General features: G+C 71.1%; 12 protein-coding genes. All 12 read right to left on the bottom strand.

Features of this window, described 5'->3' with window-relative positions:
* Nucleotides 1-7: 7 nt before the first annotated feature.
* The 12 genes from MPE_RS04875 to MPE_RS04820 all read right to left on the bottom strand — a co-directional run bounded on the left by MPE_RS04875 (nucleotide 8) and on the right by MPE_RS04820 (nucleotide 14,710).
* Nucleotides 8-1,297, bottom strand: coding sequence for a glycerate kinase type-2 family protein (locus MPE_RS04875; protein ID WP_011828576.1), 1,290 nt, complete (start codon nucleotides 1,295-1,297; stop codon nucleotides 8-10).
* 6 nt (nucleotides 1,298-1,303) lie between these two features.
* Nucleotides 1,304-2,203, bottom strand: coding sequence for a 2-hydroxy-3-oxopropionate reductase (locus tag MPE_RS04870; protein WP_011828575.1), 900 nt, complete (start codon nucleotides 2,201-2,203; stop codon nucleotides 1,304-1,306).
* A gap of 25 nt (nucleotides 2,204-2,228) precedes the next feature.
* A complete protein-coding gene (locus MPE_RS04865; RefSeq protein ID WP_011828574.1) occupies nucleotides 2,229-3,017 on the bottom strand; it encodes an HpcH/HpaI aldolase family protein in 789 nt (262 codons plus the stop codon).
* 40 nt (nucleotides 3,018-3,057) lie between these two features.
* Nucleotides 3,058-4,023 (bottom strand): 2-hydroxyacid dehydrogenase, encoded by a 966-nt coding sequence (locus MPE_RS04860; RefSeq protein WP_011828573.1) that lies wholly within the window; start codon nucleotides 4,021-4,023, stop codon nucleotides 3,058-3,060.
* Nucleotides 4,020-4,982, bottom strand: coding sequence for a Bug family tripartite tricarboxylate transporter substrate binding protein (locus MPE_RS04855; RefSeq protein ID WP_011828572.1), 963 nt, complete (start codon nucleotides 4,980-4,982; stop codon nucleotides 4,020-4,022). The genes MPE_RS04860 and MPE_RS04855 overlap by 4 nt, the downstream gene beginning before the upstream one ends.
* 142 nt (nucleotides 4,983-5,124) lie before the next feature.
* Complete coding sequence (locus tag MPE_RS04850; protein ID WP_011828571.1) at nucleotides 5,125-5,871, bottom strand: FadR/GntR family transcriptional regulator; 747 nt, start codon at nucleotides 5,869-5,871, stop codon at nucleotides 5,125-5,127.
* Nucleotides 5,872-5,990: 119 nt separating this feature from the next.
* Nucleotides 5,991-7,343, bottom strand: a complete 1,353-nt coding sequence (gene gudD / locus MPE_RS04845) for a glucarate dehydratase (protein ID WP_011828570.1) — start codon at nucleotides 7,341-7,343, stop codon at nucleotides 5,991-5,993.
* A gap of 118 nt (nucleotides 7,344-7,461) precedes the next feature.
* The gene (locus MPE_RS04840) at nucleotides 7,462-8,430 is read right to left on the bottom strand and encodes a Bug family tripartite tricarboxylate transporter substrate binding protein (RefSeq protein ID WP_011828569.1); all 969 of its coding nucleotides are present in this window, start codon (nucleotides 8,428-8,430) and stop codon (nucleotides 7,462-7,464) included.
* A gap of 110 nt (nucleotides 8,431-8,540) precedes the next feature.
* Nucleotides 8,541-9,584, bottom strand: a complete 1,044-nt coding sequence (locus MPE_RS04835; RefSeq protein ID WP_011828568.1) for a LacI family DNA-binding transcriptional regulator — start codon at nucleotides 9,582-9,584, stop codon at nucleotides 8,541-8,543.
* A gap of 82 nt (nucleotides 9,585-9,666) precedes the next feature.
* Entirely contained in the window at nucleotides 9,667-12,108 is a 2,442-nt protein-coding gene (locus MPE_RS04830) for an efflux RND transporter permease subunit (RefSeq protein WP_011828567.1), read from the bottom strand.
* Between the two features lie 33 nt (nucleotides 12,109-12,141).
* Entirely contained in the window at nucleotides 12,142-13,251 is a 1,110-nt protein-coding gene (locus MPE_RS04825; RefSeq protein WP_041929539.1) for a WD40/YVTN/BNR-like repeat-containing protein, read from the bottom strand.
* A 79-nt stretch (nucleotides 13,252-13,330) separates the two neighbouring features.
* Nucleotides 13,331-14,710, bottom strand: coding sequence for a DUF1329 domain-containing protein (locus MPE_RS04820; protein WP_041929538.1), 1,380 nt, complete (start codon nucleotides 14,708-14,710; stop codon nucleotides 13,331-13,333).
* Nucleotide 14,711 lies beyond the last annotated feature (1 nt).

Here is a 14,711-nt window from a genome sequence, read left to right as displayed (position 1 = left end):
AGCGCGTTCAGGCGCCGGCCGGGCCCTCGATCAGCACAGCCCGGAAGTCGTTCACGTTGGTCAGCGTCGGGCCGGTGACGATCGAGTCGCCCAGCGCCTGGAAGAAGCCGTGGCCGTCGTTGTCGTCGAGGCTGGCGCGCGGGCGCAGGCCGAGCGCCCAGGCACGCACCAGCGTGTCGGGCGCGGCGCAGGCGCCGGCGATCTCCTCGACGCCGTCGACGCCGTCGGTGTCGCCCGCGATCGCATGCACGCCGGGCAGGCCGTCCAGCGCGATGGCAAGCGACAGCAGGAACTCGACATTGCGGCCACCGCGGCCGCGGCCTTTCAAGGTGACCGTGGTCTCGCCGCCCGACAGCAACACGCAGGGCGGGCGGAACGGCTGGCCGTGCAGCACCACCTGCCTTGCGATGCCGGCGATGGTCTTGCCGACCTCGCGTGCCTCGCCCTCGAGGCTGTCGCCCAGGATGTAGGGCGTGAGGCCGGCGTCGCGAGCGATCCGCGCCGCCGCCTCGAGCGCGATCTGCGGCGCAGTGATGATGCGCGTCTCGCTGCGTGCCAGGCGGGGATCGTGCGGCTTGACGGTCTCGCCGTCGCCGCTTTCCAGCAGCGCGCGCACCGCCGGCGGCAGCGCGATCCGGTAGCGCTGCACGATGGCCAGCGCGTCGGCACAGGTGGTGGGGTCGGCCACGGTCGGGCCCGATGCGATGTCGATCGGGTTGTCGCCCGGCACGTCGGAGATCAGCAGGCTCACTAGCCGGGCCGGGTGGCAGGCGGCGGCCAGCCGCCCGCCCTTCAGCGACGACAGGTGCCGACGCACGCAGTTCATCTCGGAGATCGTCGCGCCGCTCTCCAGCAGTGCGGTGTTGACGGCCTGCTTGTCGGCCAGCGTGAGCCCGGGGCCCGGCGCCACCAGCAGCGAGGAGCCACCGCCGGAGATGAGAGCGATCACCAGGTCGTCGGCGCGCAGATCGCTCACCAGCGCACGGATGCGTTCGGCCGCGCGCAGCCCGGCGGCGTCGGGCACCGGGTGGGCGGCCTCGACGATCTCGATGCGCTCGCAGGGCACCGCATAGCCGTAGCGGGTGACCACCAGGCCCTGCAGCGGGCCGTCCCAGTGCTGCTCCAGCACCCGCGCCATCGCGGCCGAGGCCTTGCCGGCGCCGATCACGAAGGTGCGGCCCGTCGGCTTCTCGGGCAGATGGGCCGGCAGGCACAGCGCCGGCTGCGCCGCAGCCACGGCCGCGTCGAACAGCGCGCGCAGCAGCGGCCGGCGATCTATCGCGGTGGCGGCGGTCACGGTCGCTCAGGCCGCGGCCACGTCGTGGCCCGCCATCAGCTCCAGCGCCCGCACCAGCGCGGAGTGGTCGAGGTCGGCCATGCCGTTGGCGGCGCAGGCCTGCATCAGCTGAGCCGCGCCGGCGGTCTGCGGCAGCGACACGCCCAGTTCGCGCGCGCCCTGCAACGCGAGGCCCAGGTCCTTCTGGTGCAGCTTGATGCGGAAGCCCGGCGCGAAGCTGCGCTTGATCATGCGTTCACCATGCACTTCCAGGATGCGGCTGGCCGCGAAGCCGCCCATCAGCGCCTGGCGCACCTTGGCCGGGTCGGCGCCGGCCTTGCTGGCGAACAGCAAGGCCTCGCCGACCGCCGCGATGTTGAGCGCGACGATGATCTGGTTGGCCACCTTGGTCGTCTGGCCGTCGCCGTTGCCACCGACCAGCGTGATGTTCTTGCCCATCGTCTCGAGCAGCGGGCGCACGCGCGCGAACACCGCCTCGTCGCCGCCGCACATGATGGTCAGCGAGGCCGCCTTGGCACCGACCTCGCCGCCGGACACCGGTGCGTCCAGGTAGTCGGCGCCGAGCGCGTTGATGCGCTGCGCGTAGGCCTTGGTGGCCATCGGCGAGATCGAGCTCATGTCGACGACGACCTTGCGCACGCTGCCGGCGCCGCTCTCCAGACCGGCGGCGATACCGTTCGCACCGAACAGCACGGTCTCGACGTCCGGCGTGTCGGGCAGCATGGTGAACACCACCTCCGCGTTGCGCGCCACCTCGGCCGCGTTGGCGCAGGCCTGCGCGCCAGACGCGGCGATCGCCTCGGGCAACTTGCCGCGGGTGTGGACGAACAGCGCGTGGCCCGCGGCCGCCAGGTGCAGCGCCATCGGCGTGCCCATGATGCCCAGGCCGATGAATCCGATCTTCATGGTGAGGTCCTTCTCTGTGCGTGGATCAATAGCCCTGTGCGCTGCCCGACGTCGGGCGGTCGCGCATCTTCGCCACCACCTGCTGCGCGCCAGCGGCCATGAGCCGCGCGTCGGAGCTCACAGTGACGAACTGGAAACCCTTGGCGATGCGCGCGAGCGCGGCCTCGGGGCTGCCGTTGTGGATCGCGGCCACCACGCCGTGCGCCTTGGCGCGCGCCAGGATGTGGTCGATCGCCTGCGCCACCGGCGGGTCCACGTCGTCGAAGGTCGGCGTGCAGCCGAGCGCCAGCGACAGGTCCGAGGGCCCGATGTAGATGGCGTCGAGACCTTCGACCGACAGGATGTCGTCCAGGTTGTCGAGCGCCTGCGCGGTCTCGATCATCGCGAAGGTGACGATGGTGTCGTTGGCGTGCTGCGCGTAGTCGGCGCCACCGTACAGCAGCGCGCGCACCGGGCCGAAGCTGCGCGTTCCGCGCGGCGCGTAATGGGTGTACGCCACCAGCTTCTGCGCGTCCTCGCGGGTGTTGACCATCGGGCAGATCACGCCGTAGGCGCCGGCATCCAGCGTCTTCATCAGGATGCCGGGCTCGAGCCAGGGCACGCGCACCACCGGCACGGTGGCCGTGGTGGAGAGGGCCTGCAGCATCGGGACCATCGCCTGGTAGTCGACCACGCCGTGCTGCAGGTCGATGGTGAGTGCGTCCCAGCCCTGGTGGGCCATGGTCTCGGCCGAGAAGCTGTTGGGGATGGCGAGCCAGCCGTTCAGGGCGGCGCCGCCGCTCTTCCAGATCTCGCGCAGGCGGTTGGGTCTCATGTTCATCCTCTCGGCGTTCGTGGGTCCGTTCGTTGATCGATCAGTCCAGCGGCGCGGCCGTCACCAGCCGGCCCTCGGCGAAGAACAGCGCCAGGTTGTCCAGCACGCGCTGGCCCATCGCCTGGCGCGTCTCGCGCGTGGCGCTGGCGATGTGCGGCAGCAGCACCACGTTGTCCAGCGCGCGCAGTGCGGCCGGCACCTGTGGCTCGTGCTCGAACACGTCGAGCGCCGCACCGGCGATGCGCCGCTCGACCAGAGCGTGCACCAGCGCCGCCTCGTCGACGACGGAGCCGCGCGAGACGTTGACCAGGAAGCCTTCGGGGCCGAGCGCGCCGAGCACCGCGCCGTCCACGAGGTGGCGCGTGCCGGCACCGCCGGCGGCAATGACCACCAGGAAGTCGGCCCATTCGGCCAGCGCCACCAGCGACGGTTCGTGCGGCCAGGGCGCGTCGGCGACCGGGCGGCGCGAGTGGTAGCGGATCGCCATGTCGAAGCCGAGCGCGCGCCGCGCGATCGTGCGACCGATGCGGCCCAGCCCGACGATGCCGAGCCGCGCGCCGCTGACGCGGCGACCGAGCGGGAACGCCGGCGCGCCGGCCACGCCCCAGCGGCCGGCGCGCACGTAGCGGTCGGCCTCGGGCGTGCGGCGTGCCACGTCGAGCAGCAGGGCCATCGCGAGATCGGCCACGCAGTCGTTCAGCACGTCGGGGGTGTAGCCCACGGCGATGCCGCGCCGCGCGGCGGCCGCGAGGTCGATCTTGTCGAGCCCCACGCCGAAGCTCGAGATCACGCGCAGCGACGGCAGCGCGTCGATCAGCGCCGCGTCCGCGCCGCTGCCGCCGGCCGAGGTGACCAGGCCCACGAACTCGGCGCCGCGCGCCGCCAGGAAGGCCTGCGGGTCGGCCTCGTCGGCCAGGCGGTGCAGGTCGTGGGCGGCCGCCAGCCGCTCCTCCAGCCAGGGCAGCAGGCGGCCGATCTGCAGCACGCGGGGCTTCGTCGACATCATTCGATCTTCACCCCGCCCTGCGCGACGACGCTCGCCCAGTTCTTGCGCTCGCGCTCGAAGAAGGTGGCGAACTCGGCCGGCGTCATCGTGTAGACCTCGGCGCCCTGCGACACCAGGCGCTCGCGCACTTCGGGCGAGCGGATGATGCGCGACAGCTCGGCCGCCACCTTGGCCACCACCGCGGGCGGCGTGGCCGCCGGCATCAGCACGCCCTGCCACGTGCCCGACTCGAAGCCCTTCACGCCCTGCTCGGCGATCGTCGGCACGTTCGCCAGCAGCGGCACGCGCGTGGCCTTGGAGACGCCCAGCACCTTCAGCTTGCCCGCCTGCACCTGTGGCAGCGTCGCCAGCATGCCGTTCATCAGCACCTGGGTCTGACCGGCCACGGTGTCGCCGATCGCCTGGGCGCCGCCCTTGTACGGGATGTAGGTCCACTGGGCCTTGGTGGCCTTCTCGACCGCGACGCCGGCGAGGTGCGGCGCGCTGCCGATGGCGGTGACCGCGAAGTTCAGCGGCTCCTTGTGAGACAGCGCCACCAGTTCCTGCAGGTTGTTGGCCTTCACCGACGGGTGCACCACCAGCAGGTGCGGCGAATAGGCGAGCATGCCGACGCCGCGCAGGTCCTTGCTGGGATCGAACGGCAGCTTGGCGTAGACCGAAGCGGTGATCGCCAGCGCGCCCACGTCGCACAGCAGCAGCGTGTGGCCGTCGTTGGCCTTGGCGACGAAATCGGTGCCGGTGTTGCCGTTGGCGCCGGGCTTGTTCTCGACGATCACCGTCTGCTTCAGCGCCTCGGACAGCGGCCCCGAGATCGCGCGGGCGATGATGTCCGACGAACCGCCGGGCGAGTACGGCACGACGATGCGGATCGTCTGCGTGGGCCAGGCCTGGGCCTGGGCGCCGCCGGCGGCCAGCGCCAGCGTGGCGGTCAGGGCGCGGACAAAGATGCTTCGAATCATCGGGGGTCTCCTCGGTCGGGGTCGGGTCGGGGGCGGACAAGGCGGCGACAAGCCTCTCATTAGTTGTACGTCATCGTACAACATGAAGGATGACGGACCACTGGGGATTGCCCGGTATCGGTCCGCTTGCGCCCGCCGCCGCTCAGGCCCGGGGCTGGCGCGCCTGCGCCGCCGCGCCGGCGCGGCGGCGGCGCTCGCGGCTGTTGGCCAGGTGGGTGCGCATCGCGGCGCGAGCCGCCTCGGCATCCTGGCTGGCGATGGCGTCGTAGATGCTCTCGTGCTCGCCGTTCACGCGGCGCAGGTAGTCGCGTTGCTCGGCGCCCTGCGCCTGCGGCACATCGAGCCGCGCCCGCGGGATGATCATCGCGCCCAGCGTGCCCATCAGCTCGGCGAAATGGTGGTTCTGGGTCGCGCGCGCCACCTCCAGATGGAACTGGAAGTCGGCGCCCACCGCGTCGCGCCCCGCCTCCACCGCGGCGGCGAAGGCATCCAGCGCGCTGCGCATGGTGGCCAGGTTGTCGGCGCTGCGGCGCTGCGCGGCGAGACCGGCCGCCTCGGTCTCGACGCCAATACGCAGCTCCAGCACCGCGATCACGTCGCGCAGCGTCGCGAACTGCTCCGGTGCGATGCGGAACGGCGCCGCATCGCCGAACCCGACCACGAAGGTGCCGACACCATGCCGGGTGGCCACCAGCCCGCCTGCCTGGAGCTTGGAGATCGCCTCGCGCACCACGGTGCGGCTGACACCGAACTCCGCCATGATCGCCGCCTCGGTGGGCAGCTTGGCCCCGGGCGCCAGGCGGCCGTCGCGGATGCGGTCACCCAACGCATCGACCAGCTCGAGCGCGAGCGTGCGGGGGCGGCGGCGAGGCGCGAAAGGCATGTCCATGTCGGGAGGACCCGGTGATGGCGGCCTCGGGGGCCGGGGTGGATGGGCAGCAGTTGTATGACAACCGCCACGCAAAAGCAAGCGATCGGGCCGACATCATCGCCGAGACGGCCACCGGTTCAGCGCAGCATGCAGGGCCGTTTTGGATCGAAGCGCCAGTTCGGGATCAGGTGCTGCATCGCCACCGCGTCGTCGCGCGCGCCCAGGCCGTGCTCGAGGTAGAGGCGGTGGGCCTTCTCGACCTCGGCCATGTCGAGCTCGATGCCCAGGCCCGGCCGCTGCGGCACCCGCACGTGGCCACCGACGATCTGCAGCGGCTCCTTCGTCAGGCGCTGTCCGTCCTGCCAGATCCAGTGCGTGTCGATCGCGGTCACGCGGCCCGGCGCCGCGGCACCGACGTGGGTGAACATCGCCAGCGAGACGTCGAAGTGGTTGTTCGAGTGCGAGCCCCAGGTCAGGCCCCAGTCGCGGCAGGTCTGCGCCACGCGCACCGAGCCGGCCATCGTCCAGAAATGCGGATCGGCGAGCGGGATGTCGACCGACTGCAGCGACAGCGCGTGCGTGAGCTGGCGCCAGTCGGTGGCGACCATGTTGGTCGCGGTCGGCAGGCCGGTGGCGCGGCGGAACTCGGCCATCACCTCGCGGCCGGAGTAGCCCTCTTCCGCACCGCAGGGGTCCTCGGCGTAGGCCACCACGCCGCGCATGCGCTGGCCGAGGCGGATCGCGTCCTTGAGCAGCCAGCCGCCGTTGGGATCGAGCGTCACGCGGGCGTCGGGGAAGCGCTCGTGGATCGCGGTGACCGCGTCGACCTCGGCGTCGCCGGCCAGCACGCCGCCCTTGAGCTTGAAGTCGTTGAAGCCGTAGCGCGCGCGCGCCGCCTCCGCCAGCCGCACCACCTCCTCGGGCGTCATCGCCGGCTCGTGGCGCAGGCGCTGCCAGTCGTCGGCGTCGGTCGCCTCGTCGGCCGGGCCCGCGTAGGCCAGGTCGGTCTTCGTGCGGTCACCGACGAAGAACAGGTAGCCGAGCATCTCGACCGACGTGCGCTGCTGGCCCTCGCCGAGCAGCGCCGCGACCGGCAGCTCGAGGTGCTGGCCCAGCAGGTCGAGCAGCGCCGACTCGACGGCCGTCACGACGTGGATGGTGGTGCGCAGGTCGAAGGTCTGCAGCCCGCGGCCGCCGGCGTCGCGGTCGGCGAAGCGCTCGCGCACCGTACGCAGCACGCGCTGCACGTCGCCGACCGGTTGGCCGACGACCCACTCGCGCGCGTCCTCCAGCGTCTGGCGGATCTTCTCGCCGCCCGGCACCTCGCCGACGCCGCTCCGCCCGGCGTTGTCGCTCAGGATCACGAGGTTGCGGGTGAAGAACGGCCCGTGCGCGCCGCTCAGGTTCATCAGCATCGAGTCGCGCCCCGCGACCGGGATGACGCGCATCGCGGTGACACGCGGCGTGGAAGACAAGGAGGTGTTGAGCATGGAAGTCCTAGCAGTTCGAACCGGTCTGATCCAGCAGCCGCCGCGGATCCGGCTCCGCCGGTCCGCCAGCGGCGCCCCCTCGAGGGGGAGCGCCGAAGGCGCAACGGGGGTGGGCCAATCAATCTGCAGTGATCTTGCGCGTCTCGATCACGTTCTTCCAGCGCGCGTACTCGGCCTGCTGGAAAGCGGCGAACTGCTCGGGCGTGTTGGCCACCACCTCGATGCCGATCTCGGCCAGCTTGTGCTTCACCTGCGCGTCGTTGAGCGCGGCGACGAGCGCGGCGTGCAGCTTGCCCTTCACGTCGGCCGGCAGGCCCTTCGGCGCGGCGACTGCCTGCCACGAGTAGACGTCGACGCCCTTCACGCCGCTCTCGACCAGCGTCGGCACGTTCGGCAGCACCGCCGAACGCTTGTCGCCGGTGACCGCGATGGCGCGCAGCTTGCCCGCGTTGATGTGCTGCAGCACCGCGTTGACGTTCTGGAACGAGGCGTCGACCTGTCCACCCAGCAGGTCCTGGATCGCCGGCGCGCCGCCCTTGTACGGGACATGCGTGCCGCTGGTGCCGGTCTGCAGCCAGAACAGCTCGGCGGTCAGGTGGTCGGACGAGCCGTTGCCCGACGAGGCCAGCGTCATCTTGCCCGGCTCCTTCTTCGCCGCGGCGATCACGTCGGCCACGGTCTTCAGCGGCGAGGCCGCGGGCACCACCAGCACGTTGGGCGCCTGCACCGCAACGGTCAGCAGGTCGAAGTCCTTCAGCGCGTCATAGGGCATGCCCTTGATCAGGTGCGGCGCGATCACGAACGGGCCCAGCGAAGACAGCAGCAGCGTGTAGCCGTCCGGCGCCGCGCGCTTGACCTGCCCGGCACCGATGGTGCCGGTGGCGCCGGCCTTGTTGTCGACGATGAAGGTCTGGCCCAGCTGCTCCTGCAGCTTGGGGGCGATGGCACGCGCCAGCGTGTCGGTCGAGCCGCCCGGCGGGAAGGGCACGACGATCGTCACCGGCTTGTCGGGCCAGGCCGCGGCCTGCGCGGAAAGCGAGCCCAGCGCGGCGAGCGCGAGGCACAGCGAGGTCAGCAGCTTGTTCATCGGGTCAGTCTCCTGGTGCGGCGAGGTCGCCATCTGGTAGCGCTATCGTCTGAAAATGGTAGCGCTACCGTTCGAGATTGCAAGCCACCTCAGATAAGTGAAAACCCTGATCAGCTGCTGCCGCGCTCGATGACGCGGAAGCCCACGTCGACGATCTTCTCGCCCACCGTGCGGCCGTCGGCGCGGTCGACGATGAAGCGCGCCGCGCGCTGGCCGATGCCGGTGCCGTCGATGCGCACGGTACTCAGCGCCGGCTGGGTATCGGCGGCGAAGCCCAGGTCGCCGAAGCCGACCACCGCCAGCTGCTGCGGGACCGCGATGCCGCGCGCCGCGGCCTCGACCAGCACGCCCAGCGCCAGCATGTCGGAGCTGCAGAACACCGCATCGACCTCGGGCCGCTCGGCCAGCAGGCGTGCCAGGCCGCTGCGGCCGCTGCCCAGCGTGGTGGGCGCCGGCACGCGCAGCGCCGGGATCTCGGCCGCGTCGCGCACCAGGCCCAGGCGCAAGGCCTCGTCGACGAAGCCGCGGTTGCGACGCAGTGCGCGCTCGTCGTCGGCGCTCAGCAGTGCCGGGCGGCGCCGGCCCTTGGCGTGCAAGTGGCGGGCCACGGCGGCGGCCGCTTCCGCATGGGAGAACCCGACCAGCATGTCGATCGGCGTCGGCGTGAGGTCCCAGGTCTCGACCACCGGGATGCCGCTCGCCAGCAGGCGGCGCCGGCCCTCCGGCGAATGCAGGATGCCGGTCAGCACGATGCCGTCGGGCCGGCGGCCGATGATGGCCTCGAGCAGCGCGTCCTCACGCGACTCGGTGTAGCCGCTCTGCCCCAGCATCAGCTGGTAGCCGGCGTCGGCGAGCGCGCTGGTCAGCGACTGCACCATCTCCATGAACACCGGCCCGGCGATCGTGGGCACGACGGCCGCGACGAGCCGGCTGCGTGCCGAGGCCAGGCCGCCGGCGAGCCGGTTCGGCACGTAGCCGGTGCGCGCCACCGCCTCGCGCACGCGCGCCAGCTTGTCGGGCGCCACCTGGTCCGGCGTGTTCAGTGCGCGCGAGGCCGTGATCGGCGAGACCCCGGCGAGGCGCGCCACGTCACCGAGCGTGATGCCGCCCCCGCGGCGCGAGCGGCGGGGCGCGGTGGCGTCGGGCGCTGTCATCTCACGAGTGTAGTGGAGATGACACCGCTACCATCCACATCGTCGCGCTGCCCGGCGCGGCGAGCGGACGGGCTTCAGGCTCTCAGGCGGCCAGCTTGTGGCGTTCCTCGGGCACCGCCGGGTCGGCGGCCCGGTCGCTGCGCACCACCGTGGGCTTCAACATGAAGCAGGCCAGCGCCGGCAGCAGGATCAGTGCGCCCAGCATGTTCCAGAGGAACATGAAGGCGAGCAGGATGCCCATGTCGGCCTGGAACTTGATGTCCGAGAACGCCCAGGTCGCCACACCCAGGGCCAGCGTCAGGCCGGTCAGCATCACCACCTTGCCGGTGAACAGCAGTGCCCCGTAATAGGCCTGGGCCAGCGTGTGGCCCGCACGCAGCCGGGCCAGCATCACCGACAGGATGTACAGCGCGTAGTCCACGCCGATGCCCACGCCGAGCGCGATGACCGGCAGCGTCGCGACCTTGACGCCGATGCCCAGCATGACCATCAGCGCCTCGGCCAGCAGCGAGGTCAGCATCAGCGGCAGCACCGCCACCACCACGGCCCGCCAGGATCGGAAGGTCACGAAGCACAGCACCACCACGGCACCGTAGACCAGCGCCAGCATCTCGTACCAGGCGCGCTGCACGACGATGTTGGTCGCCGCCTCGATGCCGGCGCTGCCGGCGGCCAGCAGGAAGCGCGCCTCGTCGGAGTCGTGCTGAGCCTTGAAGGCCTCCACGGTCTCGACCACGCGGCTGAGCGTGGCCGCCTTGTGGTCCTTCAGGTAGACGTAGAGCGGCAGCAGGTCGCAGCTCGCCGGCAACAGCTCGCGCGGCGCGTAGGTGAGCAGGGTGCCGAGCGCGGCTTCGTTCGGCACCAGCTCGTACCACTTGAGGTTGCCCTCGTTGTAGCCCACCGAGGACAGCTTGGCGAGCGCGGGGGCCGAGCTGGTGGAGTCGACGCCGGGCAGCTGCTCCAGGGCCCAGGCCAGCTCGTCGATGCGCGACACCACCGGGTAGCTCACGCAGCCCTTGTCGGCGGTCTTGACCATCACCACCAGGATGTCGGCGCTGGCGGCGTAGTTGGCGACCATGAAGGCGCTGTCGCGGTTGTAGCGCGACTCGGGGCGCAGCTCCGGCGCGCCGGGGTCCAGGTCGCCGATCTGCAGGTGCAGGCTGGCCGCGAAGCCGAGCGCCGCCAGACCGGCCGACACCGCGATCGCGCCCAGCGCCCACTTGCGCTCCGTGAAGCGCACCAGCGTGTGCCAGACGCGGTGCCGCTCGCCGCCGGCGCTGTCGGCCAGCTCGGTGCGCAGGCTGCGCTCGGCCGCCCGGCGGCTCACGCCGGTGTAGGACAGCAGCACCGGCAGCAGGATCAGGTTGGTGAAGATCAGCACGCCCACGCCCAGGCTCGCCGCGAGCGCGAGCTCCTTGATCACCAGGATGTCGATCACCAGCAGCACCGCGAAGCCCACCGCATCGGCCAGCAACGCGGTCAGCCCGGCGAGGAAGAGGCGGCGGAAGGTGTAGCGGGCCGCCACCAGCTTGTGCGTGCCGCGGCCGATGTCCTGCATGATGCCGTTCATCTTCTGCGCGCCATGGCTCATGCCGATCGCGAACACCAGGAACGGCACCAGCATCGAGAACGGGTCGAGCCGGAAGCCCAGCGTGGGCAGCAGCCCGAGTTGCCACACCACCGCCACCAGCGAGACCGACACCACCAGCAGCGTGCTGCGCAGGTCGCGGCTGTACGCGCAGACCATGGCCGCAGCGATCACGATCGCCACCGCGAAGTACTTCAGCACCTCCGCCAGCCCGTCGATCAGGTCGCCGATGATCTTGGCGAAGCCGGTGATGTGGATGCGGATCGTGGCCGACTCGTGCTTCGCGCGCAGCGCCTCCACCTGGCGCGCGAACTCGGCGTAGTCGAGCGCCTGGCCGGTGGCCTCGATGCGGCTGAGCAGCGGCACGTAGATGATGCTGGACTTGAAGTCGTTCGCGACGAGCTGCCCGATCTGCCCCGAGCGCTCGATGTTGGAGCGCACCTTCTGCAGCGCCTGCGGCGATCCGTCGTAGTCCTCGGAGATCACCGTGCCGCCCTCCAGGCCCTCCTCGGTCACCGCCGTCCAGCGCACCGCCGGCGTCCACAGCGACTTCATGTAGGCGCGATCCACGCCGGGCAGCAGGAACACCTCGTCGTTGATGCGTGCGAGGGTCTCGAGGTAGGTCTTGTCGTAGATGTCGCCCGAGGTCGTCTCGACCGCGATGCGCACCGAGTTGCCCAGGCCGCTGAGCTTGCCGCGGTACTCGAGGAAGTTGATCACGTACGGGTGCGTGGTCGGGATCATCTTCTCGAAGCTGGCATTGAGCTGCAGCTTGCCGGCCTGCCAGCCGAGCAGCAGCGTGACCAGCAGGCAGGCGATGACGACGAGCGGTCGGAAGTTGAAGAAGGCGCGCTCGAGCAAGTTGCCCGAGCGGCGATCGAAGTCTTCGACGCGCGCGATCACGGGATGCGGGTCGAGGCTGGAGTCTGCGTGCATGGATGGTGTCGATGAAGGAACAGCGCCGCGGCGTCAGCGGGCGGCGGGCGGGGCAGCCAGGTCCACGCGCTGCGGACCCCGCAGCCCGGCCAGTGCGAGGGCGCCGTCCTGCGTGGGCACCAGGCCGGCGATCGGCGGCTGGGGCGGTCCGTCGCGGCGCTGGAAGCTGCGCCCCTGGTCACGGCTGACCAGCAGGTCGCCGGCCGAGCTGCCGAGCACGAGCGTGCCATCGGCCAGTTCGGCCGCGCCGCTGATCGAGACGGGCAGCTCGGTGCTCGCCTGGGTCCAGCTCGAGCCGCGGTCGGCCGACACGTAGGCCGCACCGCGCAGTCCGTAGACCAGCAGGCGGTCGCCGCGGGTGGCCAGCAGGCCGAACCAGCTGCCCCGGTAGGGCGACTCCAGCGCGGCGAAATCACGGCCGCCGTTGTCGGAGCGCAGCAGCAGGCCCTGCTCGCCGGCCAGCACGATCGAGGCGCCGCTGACCGCGACGCCGTAGAGGTGCAGCGAGCGCGGGTTGGGCAGTCGAGCGCTCAGCGGCGTCCAGGTGGCGCCACCGTCCTCCGTGCCGAGCGCGAGGTTGTAGGCGCCGACGACGATGCCGCGCCGAGCGTCCTGGAAGTGCAGCGCGAGCAGCGGCTTGTCGGGGCCGTCGTCGGCAAGCAGCTGGACGTAGTCGCGGTAGGCCGGCGCGGCGGCCGCGTCGGCGCGTGCCGCCTGCTCGAACAGCGCCGGCAGCTGCAGCCCGTCGAGCTGCTTGGTCCACGTTTCGCCGCCGTCGCCGGAATGCAGCACGACGCCGAGGTGGCCGACGGCCCAGCCCTGCCGTTCGTCGACAAACTGCACCGCCGTCAGGCTGGCCCGCACGGGGGTGGCCGCCTGGCGCCAGCGGGCGCCGCCGTCGTCGGACAGCAGCACGATGCCGCGCTCGCCAACGGCGACCAGTCGCTTCCCGGCGGCCGCCACCGCGAGCATCGTGGCCGACAGCGCCCGCGGCGACTGCAGCGCGGCCTGCTGCAGCACGCCGAAGCGCGGTGCCGCGGTGCCGGCAGCGCCGACCGGCACGGCGGCGGCGACCGCCAGGCACAGCGCCGCGGTGAGCGCGATCAACGAGCGCGATGGAGACATCGGCAGTTCCCTGGACATGGAGCGTCGAAGTGGAGAAAAAAGCGGCCCGGTCGGACCCCGAGGGTTCCTGTGTCTGCCGGGCCGAAGCGAGGAGACTTCAGCGCGCCCCGGTGGCGATGGCCTCGGGGCTCAACATGGCTTCGTTGAGCTGCTTCGGCACTTCGGGCACGGGGAAGTGCTGCGGCAGGTCGTTGAAGTTGCAGTTGTAGTAGTACTGGCCCGTCAGCAGGTTGATGATTCCCCACTGCACCGTGCTCACGACGGCGGGGATGTCGGGCGCCAGGTAGGGCAGCGTGTACTGCAGGTGGTAGAGCTGGCCCTGCGCGTCCCAGTGGTCGGCCATGACCATCTTCCAGCCGTCCTCGTCGATGTAGTAGCGGCGCTTGGTCATCACGTGGCGCTTGCCGGGCAGCAGCGTCGCCTCGACGACCCAAACGCGGTGCAGCTCCCAGCGCACGTGGTCGGGGTTGAGGAACTTCGGCGTCACCAGCTCGTCGACCTTGGCCAGCGCCGTCTTGTTGGAGTTGTACGGGATGTACATCTCCTGCTTGCCGACGATCTTGTACTCGTGACGGTCGATCGGGCCCATGGTGCCGAAGGACTCGTCGAACAGCCCGGTGCCCGAGGTCACGGTGTCCGGCGTGTCGTAGGCGATCGAGGGTGCCTTGCGCACGCGGCGCTGGCCCACCAGGTACTGCCACACGCCACGCGGCACCTTCTCCTCGTTCACGGTCTCGTGCAGCAGGATCACTTCACCGGCCACCGCCGACGGATCCGACTTGACGAAGGACCCCATCTTGTAATGGGTCGGCTTGGCCAGGTAGCTGTCGCGCGCATCCTTGTAGTAGTACGGCCACAACCACGACATCAGCCCGGCCGACGACAGCGTGCGGTGCCCGTCGCCGGTGACCACCCAGGTGTTGAGCTGGTACTTCTGTGCCACGCCCTCCCAGGCCAGCCGCGCGTTGAGCATCACCTCGATGCCGGTCTTGGGAATCGGGAACGGGATGCCGCCGTAGGCGTCGACCACGCCGTAGCCGTTGTCGGCCACCTTCGCGGAGGTCGCGTTCTTGAAGGTGTTCTCGTACACCCAGGCCGGCGCGGCCGCGCTGCGGTGCGTCGGGTACACGTCGATGCGGAAGTCGGGGTACTTCTTCATCAGCGTCTTGACGCCCTCGCTCAGCCGGGCGTCGTACTGCGCGGCGTTCTTGGCCGAGATCGACGCCACCGGCTTCTCCGCCGCGAACGGATCGGGTCTCGGCTGGCCGTTCTTCCAGCCCGGCGCGACCTTGGTGTAGCCGCCGTCCCAGGCCGGGATCGAGCCGTCGGCGTTGCCGGCCTTCTCGGCGCCCAGCGGCGTGAGCGTGGTCTTGAGCTTGGCGGCTTCTTCGGCGCTCACCGCAGCGAGCACCGGCTGCGCGGCGAGGGATGCCAGCGCGAGCGCGACGGCGAACGAAATCTTGGGGGTCTTGTTCATG

It is taken from the genome of Methylibium petroleiphilum PM1, from assembly GCF_000015725.1.
In the GTDB taxonomy this organism is placed as follows: domain Bacteria; phylum Pseudomonadota; class Gammaproteobacteria; order Burkholderiales; family Burkholderiaceae_C; genus Methylibium; species Methylibium petroleiphilum.
Note: the sequence above shows the minus strand (reverse complement) of the source record. Positions and strands in the feature narration are given on the sequence as shown.

Coding starts and splice junctions, on each gene's coding strand:
- MPE_RS04840 (WP_011828569.1), bottom strand. CDS start 8,430: ATGAACAAGCTGCTGACCTCGCTGTGCCTCGCGCTCGCCGCGCTGGGC.
- MPE_RS04835 (WP_011828568.1), bottom strand. CDS start 9,584: ATGACAGCGCCCGACGCCACCGCGCCCCGCCGCTCGCGCCGCGGGGGC.
- MPE_RS04850 (WP_011828571.1), bottom strand. CDS start 5,871: ATGGACATGCCTTTCGCGCCTCGCCGCCGCCCCCGCACGCTCGCGCTC.
- gudD (WP_011828570.1), bottom strand. CDS start 7,343: ATGCTCAACACCTCCTTGTCTTCCACGCCGCGTGTCACCGCGATGCGC.
- MPE_RS04870 (WP_011828575.1), bottom strand. CDS start 2,203: ATGAAGATCGGATTCATCGGCCTGGGCATCATGGGCACGCCGATGGCG.
- MPE_RS04860 (WP_011828573.1), bottom strand. CDS start 4,023: ATGATGTCGACGAAGCCCCGCGTGCTGCAGATCGGCCGCCTGCTGCCC.
- MPE_RS04825 (WP_041929539.1), bottom strand. CDS start 13,251: ATGTCCAGGGAACTGCCGATGTCTCCATCGCGCTCGTTGATCGCGCTC.
- MPE_RS04820 (WP_041929538.1), bottom strand. CDS start 14,710: ATGAACAAGACCCCCAAGATTTCGTTCGCCGTCGCGCTCGCGCTGGCA.
- MPE_RS04855 (WP_011828572.1), bottom strand. CDS start 4,982: ATGATTCGAAGCATCTTTGTCCGCGCCCTGACCGCCACGCTGGCGCTG.
- MPE_RS04865 (WP_011828574.1), bottom strand. CDS start 3,017: ATGAGACCCAACCGCCTGCGCGAGATCTGGAAGAGCGGCGGCGCCGCC.
- MPE_RS04830 (WP_011828567.1), bottom strand. CDS start 12,108: ATGCACGCAGACTCCAGCCTCGACCCGCATCCCGTGATCGCGCGCGTC.